The sequence below is a fragment of the Hydrogenophaga sp. genome (assembly GCF_041633695.1).
GTDB lineage: Bacteria > Pseudomonadota > Gammaproteobacteria > Burkholderiales > Burkholderiaceae_C > Hydrogenophaga.
Genome location: NZ_JBFJMY010000472.1, coordinates 1 through 3,126, shown reverse-complemented (window position 1 = coordinate 3,126; position 3,126 = coordinate 1). Strand labels below are relative to the sequence as shown.

Sequence of the window (3,126 nt, the reverse complement as noted above, 5' to 3'; positions counted from 1 at the left end):
CACCGAAACCGCGGTCTGCAACCTGGGCTCGATCAACCTCAAGCAACACCTGAAAGACGGACAGGTCGATCACGAGAAGCTGCAAAAGACCATCAAGACCGCGCTGCGCATGCTCGACAACGTGATCGACATCAACTACTACGCGGTCAAAAAAGCGCGCGACTCCAATATGCGCCACCGCCCCGTCGGCATGGGCATCATGGGTTTCCAGGACGCGCTGTACGAACTGCGCATCCCCTACGCCTCCAACGCGGCGGTCGAATTTGCAGACCGCTCCATGGAAGCCGTTTGTTATTACGCCTACTGGGCCTCCACCGAACTGGCACGTGAGCGTGGCAGCTACGCCAGCTTCAAAGGTTCGTTGTGGGACCGGGGCATTCTGCCGCCCGACACCATCGACCTGCTCGCTCGCGAACGCGGCGGCTATGTGGATGTGGACCGATCCAGCACCATGGACTGGGACGCGCTGAGAAAGAAAATCGCCACCGACGGCATGCGCAACTCCAACTGCGTCGCCATCGCACCCACCGCGACCATCTCCAACATCATCGGCGTGGATGCATCCATCGAGCCCTGCTTTGGCAACCTCTCGGTCAAGTCCAATCTGTCGGGCGAGTTCACCGTGATCAACGGCTACCTGGTGAAAGACCTCAAGCGTCTGGGCCTGTGGGACGATGTCATGGTCATGGACCTCAAACACTTCGACGGCTCGCTGCGCCCGATCGACCGCGTGCCCTCCGAGGTGAAGGCCTTGTACGCCACCGCATTTGAAGTTGAAGCCATGTGGCTGGTGGAAGCCGCAGCGCGGCGCCAGAAGTGGATCGATCAAGCGCAATCGCTCAACATCTACATGGCCGGCGCCTCGGGCAAGAAGCTCGACGACACCTACAAGCTCGCATGGCTGCGCGGTCTCAAGACCACGTACTACCTGCGCACCACCTCGGCCACACAGGTTGAAAAATCCACCGGTCGCACAGGACAGCTCAACGCGGTTTCGTCCGGCGCGGAAAGCAGCACAACAGTGGCCGTTGCACCGATCGAAGCAGAGACCGAACCAGCCACCGACATCAAGTTCTGCGCCATCGACGATCCAGGCTGCGAAGCCTGTCAGTGAGTCCATGTCCTGCGTGCCGATGTGCTGCGACACCGAAACACCACGTTTCGATGCAACACCGCAACACATCGCACGCACAGCACGTCAGAGCACTTTGCTTTTCGTGCCGACACTTCGATAATTTGCAGAATTGGAAACCTCTATGTTGACCTGGGACGAACAAGTTACGCCCTCCTCCAAGCCAGCGGCCATGCCCATGGCTCACAAAGCGCCAGACCACATGCCCACCACCGGCATGCCATCGGCTCAGGTCGACGCGCCCCAGACCGCAGCACCTGCGGTCGCGCGTCGCGTCAACGCAGCCGACAAGCGCATCATCAACGGCAAGACCGACGTCAACCAGCTGGTGCCGTTCAAATACAAATGGGCTTGGGAAAAATACCTCGCCACCTGCGCCAACCACTGGATGCCGCAAGAAGTGAACATGAGCCGCGACATCGCGCTCTGGAAAGATCCCAACGGACTGACCGAAGACGAGCGCCGCCTCGTCAAGCGCAATCTCGGCTTCTTCGTCACCGCCGATTCGCTGGCCGCCAACAACATCGTGCTGGGCACCTACCGCCACATCACCGCACCCGAGTGCCGCCAGTTTCTGCTGCGCCAAGCATTTGAAGAAGCGATCCACACGCACGCCTACCAATACATCGTCGAGTCCCTGGGCCTGGACGAATCCGAGATCTTCAACGCCTACAACGAAGTCCAGTCCATCCGCGACAAAGACCAGTTCCTGATCCCCTTCATTGAAGCGATCATGGACCCCAACTTCCAGACCGGCACGCAAGCCAACGACCAGACCCTGCTGAAGAGCCTGATCGTTTTTGCCTGTTTGATGGAAGGCCTGTTCTTCTACGTGGGCTTCACGCAGATACTGGCACTGGGTCGCCAGAACAAGATGACCGGTGCAGCCGAGCAGTACCAGTACATCCTGCGCGACGAATCCATGCATTGCAATTTCGGCATCGACTTGATCAACGCGATCAAGCACGAAAACCCGATGCTGTGGACCCCCGAATTCAAGGCCGAGATCAAAGACCTCTTTCTCAAAGCCGTTGAACTGGAATACCGTTACGCCGAAGACACCATGCCACGTGGCGTGCTGGGTCTGAACGCTTCCATGTTCAAAGGGTATTTGCGCTATATCGCCAACCGCCGCGCCACCCAGATCGGGTTGGAGCCCTTGTTCCCGAACGAAGAGAATCCGTTTCCTTGGATGAGCGAGATGATCGATCTCAAGAAGGAACGCAATTTCTTTGAAACCCGCGTGATCGAATACCAGACGGGCGGTGCCCTGTCCTGGGACTGATCACACCAGCGCGGAGCCAACCGTTCCCTCATCGAAACACATGTTTTTCGTTCATCCAAAACCCAGTGCTTGGCGACACGTTGCCAGGGCCTGGGTTTTGTCACAGGATTCAAGACCTTGGGGTCGCGCGTGGATGCATCCACAAGACTCCAGGGCTTTGAATCACTTCACCGGCATAAAGACCAGGTGAAGTGCTCTTTGCAACTTGATCAAGGAGAAAACAATGGCAACTGCGAAAAAAGCCCCGGCCAAAAAGGCCGCTGCGGTTAAAAAGGCCGTCGTGAAAAAAGCGGCGGTGGTGAAGAAGGCTGTCGTGAAAAAAGCGGCAGCGGTGAAAAAAGCCGTCGTGAAGAAGGCTGCACCTGCTAAGAAAGCCGTCGTGAAAAAAGCGGCAGCGGTGAAAAAAGCCGTCGTGAAGAAGGCTGCACCTGCAAAGAAAGCCGCCGTGAAAAAAGCGGCAGCGGTGAAAAAAGCCGTCGTGAAGAAAGCCGCTCCGGCCAAGAAAGCTGCACCAGCGAAGAAAGCCGCTCCGGCCAAGAAAGCTGCACCAGCGAAGAAAGCCGCTCCGGCTAAGAAGGCTGCACCAGCGAAGAAAGCCGCTCCGGCCAAGAAGGCTGCACCAGCCAAGAAAGCCGCTCCGGCTAAGAAGGCTGCACCAGCGAAGAAAGCCGCTCCGGCCAAGAAGGCTGCACCAGCCAAGAAAGCCGCT

At 57.9% G+C, this 3,126-nt stretch carries 2 protein-coding genes and 1 pseudogene; all 3 read left to right on the top strand.

Translation table 11 applies throughout. From position 1 onward, the window contains the following. Window positions 1-1,114, top strand: a pseudogene (locus ABYB95_RS20300) (ribonucleoside-diphosphate reductase subunit alpha); the annotation flags it as partial. Window positions 1,115-1,256: 142 nt separating this feature from the next. Further along, a complete protein-coding gene (locus tag ABYB95_RS20295; RefSeq protein WP_372661120.1) occupies window positions 1,257-2,417 on the top strand; it encodes a ribonucleotide-diphosphate reductase subunit beta in 1,161 nt (386 codons plus the stop codon). Window positions 2,418-2,640: 223 nt separating this feature from the next. Continuing rightward, the coding region (locus tag ABYB95_RS20290) for a hypothetical protein (protein WP_372661117.1) at window positions 2,641-3,126 on the top strand (486 nt) is incomplete at its 3' end.

What these genes read in the sequence shown, in the direction of transcription:
- ABYB95_RS20295 (WP_372661120.1), top strand. Translation starts at nt 1,257, where the DNA reads ATGTTGACCTGGGACGAACAAGTTACGCCCTCCTCCAAGCCAGCGGCC.